Genomic DNA, 4813 nt, shown 5'->3' with positions numbered 1-4813 from the left:
GCAGCGCGACCTCGGCGCGCAGGTCGATGCTGCGCGTGCCGTTGTCGTACGTCTCGATCTCGCCGTAGTGGCGGTGGGACAGGTTGGCGTTTAGCGTCAGACGGGTGCGGTCGCCGGACAACGGGGTGATCGCGGTGATCGTGCGGACGTCTTGGTCGTCGTAATCGCGGGTGCTGCTGGCGATGACGATCTGGTCGCCGACTTCCCAGTTCAGCGAGCCGTCCGATGCGGCGGAGGTGGTGCCGTCGAAGTTGCGCTCGATGACGTTCTCGACGATGATCGAATTGGTCCCGGCGTTGGCGGTCTGGCTGAGCTTGGTGAAGCTGAGTTTCTCTTCACCAAAAAACTGCAGGCGTCCGCCCATCGCGGGCATGAGGAACCCGTCGTTGTCGGTGATCTGCATCGTGCCGGTGGCGGTTTCGATGGTGTAGTCGGCGTCGGGGTTGGTGCCGGTCAGCGTGAGCGTGAAGTCGCCTTGGTCGTACCGATTAGACTCAGATCCGATCTGGAAGATGCCGCCGCTGTTGACGTGGATCCAGTCCGTCGTCAGCGTCTGCTCGACTCCGGGAGCCTCGACGACGCTGAGGACGCCGTGGACGACCAGCTGGTGGGCTTCGGCGTCACCGTCGAGCAAGACGGCGGTGTTTTGCGAGACGATCGCGCGGACCTGATCGGTCGGAACGCCGTCACTCCAGATGCTTGAATCCTGCCAGAACCCTGAACCGATGCTCCTCGTCGTCCCGGCCGTGGAGGTCGTGTCGAAGCCGATCCAATTCAGGTTGAAGCTGCCGCCGATCACTTCGGCCCGGAGGACCTGAGCGCCGCCGTCCAACTCGACGCCGTTGAGCGTCAGGGTCTGCCAGTCTTGCCAGCCACCGGTCGACGATACATCGAGCGTGCCGAGCGTTGTGAAGCTCGAACCGCTGCCGATGGACAGACGAAGCGAACCGGCTTCGTTGAGGTTCGATGCGACCCGCGCCTGGATGTCGTAGGTGCCAGCATCGACGTCGACGATGTACTCGAGCCACTCGCCATCCTGCGTCCATCCGACGTTGTACCCACCGCCGACGTCGGAGGTGGTCTCCAAATCGACCGATTCATCCGGACGAAGGTCACCGCCCAGGTTCGATGAGCTCAGATCGTGATACGCAACGCCCTCGCCACCGATGTCGAAGTGCTCAGCCTCGAGCTGGGCACCATCGGTGATGACGAAGGGGAACGATCCGTATGGAACGCCCGCGAGTAGCTTCCGTCGTTCGAGCTGCTCGATCAACGAGCGCCGAAAGACCGACTTCACCGGCTGCAATGTGGCGTTGTTCAACGCAGTGCTCCTCAACTTGTTAGCTCAGAATGCCCGACCCAGGTAGGGGGTGACGCCTCCAGTCGCCACCGGGTTCGGGAGCCAAGAGCCTACCAGAATTTGGGAGGTTTACAACGTAAAGTTGCCCGGGCGACGCCCTTTATCCCGCCGAGTGCCCTCTGAGGGCGGGTTCGGTCACGGTGCGATAACCGGCGTGGTCCGGTCGGGCGACGCCCGCAGGGCCAGATACTCCTTGAGCATCGCTGCCACCCGCTCCTGCTCGGACGGATCGTCGATCAGATTCGCGTCGGCCGGCTCGAAAGGCGTTTCGGCGATGTTGAAGAGGGCGATCGGCTCGAACACTTCCTGCTTCGGGTTCGACTGCATGATCAGCTTCCAGTCGCCCTTGCGGAACAACACCTCGTGATTCGCCCCGGCCTGCAGCAGAAGCCAATCACGGCCCTCAGCGCCAGGCTGCGCGGTCAGGATCGGCAGAAAGCTCTGCGAATCCATCACCTCGTCTTCGGGCACGGTCGCCCCGACGATGTCCGCCACCGTCGCGACGATGTCGTGCGCGACGATCAGCTCGTCGGTCGACGTACCGGCCTCGATTTTCGCGGGCCACGTCACGATGAACGGCACGCGGTGGCCGCCCTCCAGCGGCGAGTTTTTGAAGCCGTTGAACAGCCCGCTGGCGTCGTGGCCGTGCTGCTTCGGGTTGGTGAAGAGCCCGCCGTTGTCTGAGGTGAAGATGAAGAGCGTGTTCTCGTACTCGCCGGCTCCCTTGAGGGCCTTGACGATCCGGCCGATCTGCAGATCGAGCTCGCGGATCATGTCCATGTGCGGCGTGGGTGTGCTGCCGGCGACCTGTTCGCCGTCGAACGTCGCAGGCGGCGTCCACGGGACGTGCACGGCGGGCGAGCAGAAGTAGACGAGGAACGGCTCATCCCCGGAGTTGGCCTCGATGAAGTCGACGACCTTTGACGAGAGGATGTCGTTCAGCCGACGCGCGTTCCACATCGAGTCGCCCATGCCTGAGCCCTTTGACGTCAGGAACTTGGGATCGAGAACCGTGTCGTCATCGAGGAAAATGATCTCCGACTCGTCGGAGAAGGGGTACCAGACGCCGTTCTCATACATCGTGTAGACGGGGCCTTGCACGCCGCACGGCACGTTGAACGCGTAGTCGAATCCAACAAACTCCGGCCCGCCGCCGACCGTCTTGGTGAGGTCGACGTTCAACTCCTCTCCGCGATCGACGCCGCGGTAGAGGCCCTCGCCGCTGGCCTTGTTGAAGTCGCCGCCGAGGTGCCACTTCCCGACGAAGCCCGTCGCGTAGCCCGCGTCCTTAGCGATGCTCGCGAGCGTGGCCTGATTCGGCTCGAACGGCGATTTGCGGAAGGTCTGCCAGATGCCCCAGGGCGCGTAGCTCCGGTACGTGTAGTTGCCCGAGATCATGCTGTACCGCGTCGGCGAGCAGAGCGCGGTCGGCGAATGGGCGTCCGTGAACCACATGCCCTGGGCCGCAAGCGCGTCGAAGTTTGGCGTCTCGAGCGGCGGCTCGCTGTCGGTGTATTCGCGGTAGTAGTGAGCAATGTCGCCCAGGCCGACGTCGTCGGCCATGACGACGACGATGTTGGGTCGGGCATCATCGGCCGCGGTCGCCTTGTTGGTGAGCGCGACGCCCAGAAGCATCGCAGCCAGCGCGAGGAAAAGAGTGAGTCGGTTCATGGTGTGCGGTCTTGCGAATGGTCGGCTGGGGTCTGAACGCGGAGGACGACGCTTCCAACGCTTCCGATCGCGTCATCGTCGAATCGAACCTCGATCGTGTTCGTCGCGGCGAGCAACGCCGGATCGAGCGAAACGATCTTGCAGGCTGCATAGTCGTCCGAGCCGTCGTCGTAACGACTGGCGGCGTCTTCGAGCGGGACTTCGATGTCGATGCCGTTCACTCTGACATGGACGCGAGGGTCGGCCCCGTGCGGTCGTTGAACGCTCAGGCGGAGCGAGGCACCGCTGATCGCGTTCGGGTCGATATCGTCGGGAATGTCGATCTGGAAGTCACGCACGTCGCCGGGATCGATTCGGGCGGCGATCGTCTTGGCGTAGAGCGGTGTCTCAAGCACCGTCGTCATCGGCTCACGAGGCAGCTCCTCGACGTGAATCACAACCGACTCGCGGCCGGCGAGCTCGAACGCGTCGAGCCGCGTCACCGCCTCCTCGCTGAAGGTCGGCGTCAGTTGGTCGGTGTGGCCGAAGCGCCGGGCGGTGCCGGATGCCGTGATCTCTCCGAGATCGATCCGCAACGTCTCCGGCTTGTCGGCGAGGTTGTTCAGAACAAGCCAGAGATCCGAATCTTCGCGGAACGCCTGCACCTGAATGTCGGGGTCGTCACTGGTGGCAACAACGTGCTGCCCCTGAACGCCCGCGAAGAGCTTGTAGAACAACTGGTTATCCGTCGGCACCCAGTCGTTCATGTCGGTGAAGTGCTTGGGCACCCACATGACCGAGTAGTACTCCGGATCCCACGCCATGCTCTCGGGCAGGATGAAGGGCACCGCCTTCTCGACAGTGTGTGGGTGATCCATGAAGACCAGCGTGTTGGCGATGACGCTGCTGACCAGCTGGAACGCGTCGAGCGACCGACGCCGCATCTCATGCTCCCAGCCGGCCTCGGTCGTGACGTCTTGTCGCGGGCCGATGACGTCGTCGCGAAAGGCGTCGGCGCCCCGATTGACGTAGCCGCCGTGCTCGCTCAGGACGATCGGGAAGACGCGCCCGTACTCGTGATGGCCGTACGCGGCGACGATGTCGAGCGAGCCGTGCAGCGGAAGGCCGGACGTCACGCGTCCGCCGAGTTCGCCGTCTTCCCACGTGAAATAGTCGTACGCGTGGAACGAGTAGAAGGGCAGACGGCCGTCCGTGTCGTCGATGAACTGCTTCAGGCCGTTGAAGCCGTTGAAGCCGTTCTTGTAGAAGTAGGCGACGGACAAGCAGGGCCCGCCGACCAACGTGTCGAGGGCGGCCGCTTCGAATGCCGCGACCGTCGCGACGTGCCAATCGGCCAGGTGCTGCTCGCGAAAGTGCGTCCAGTGCGGCTCGTTGATCGGCTCGTACCAGATCGGGCGGTCGAAGTCGGAGTAGCCGTACTTGAAAATGAGGGCAGACAGCTCAGCGGCAGCTTCGATGTTGTCGGGCAGGTGATTTTTCGGATCCTGCTCTGCCGTCACATCGGTCTGCCGCTCGCCCATGAAGTCGGGGAACCCGGCATGAGCGCCGTGGGCCACGACGTTGAGTCGGCCCGCCTTGGCTTTGAAGCTCTCGGCGTAGGGCGTCGGCCGTGCGACTTCGCGGACGTTGTCGGCGTCGACAAAGCCCGGGCGTGACGGGTCTTCCTGGTACGACGCCCGTCCGCCCAGGCCCCAGCGGACGGGGCCGAGCTGTCGTCCGAACCGGACATCGAGATCATCGAGCAAGAAGTCGAGCGTTTGATCGTCTGGCGCTCTCTGGGCG

3 protein-coding genes are annotated in these 4813 nt (G+C 63.8%); all 3 read right to left on the bottom strand.

The window, feature by feature from the left end; translation table 11 throughout:
* On the bottom strand, positions 1–1321 hold a 1321-nt coding region (locus tag AAGI46_15860; protein MEM1013683.1), incomplete at its 3' end, for a carbohydrate-binding protein.
* A gap of 174 nt (positions 1322–1495) precedes the next feature.
* Complete coding sequence (locus AAGI46_15855; GenBank protein ID MEM1013682.1) at positions 1496–3031, bottom strand: arylsulfatase; 1536 nt, start codon at positions 3029–3031, stop codon at positions 1496–1498.
* Positions 3028–4813 (bottom strand): beta-agarase (locus tag AAGI46_15850; protein ID MEM1013681.1); only part of this gene is annotated, 1786 nt, incomplete at its 5' end. The genes AAGI46_15850 and AAGI46_15855, both read right to left, overlap by 4 nt.

This window comes from Planctomycetota bacterium (assembly GCA_038746835.1).
In the GTDB taxonomy this organism is placed as follows: Bacteria; Planctomycetota; Phycisphaerae; order Tepidisphaerales; family Tepidisphaeraceae; genus JBCDKH01.
This window is presented reverse-complemented; position numbering and strand designations above follow the sequence as displayed.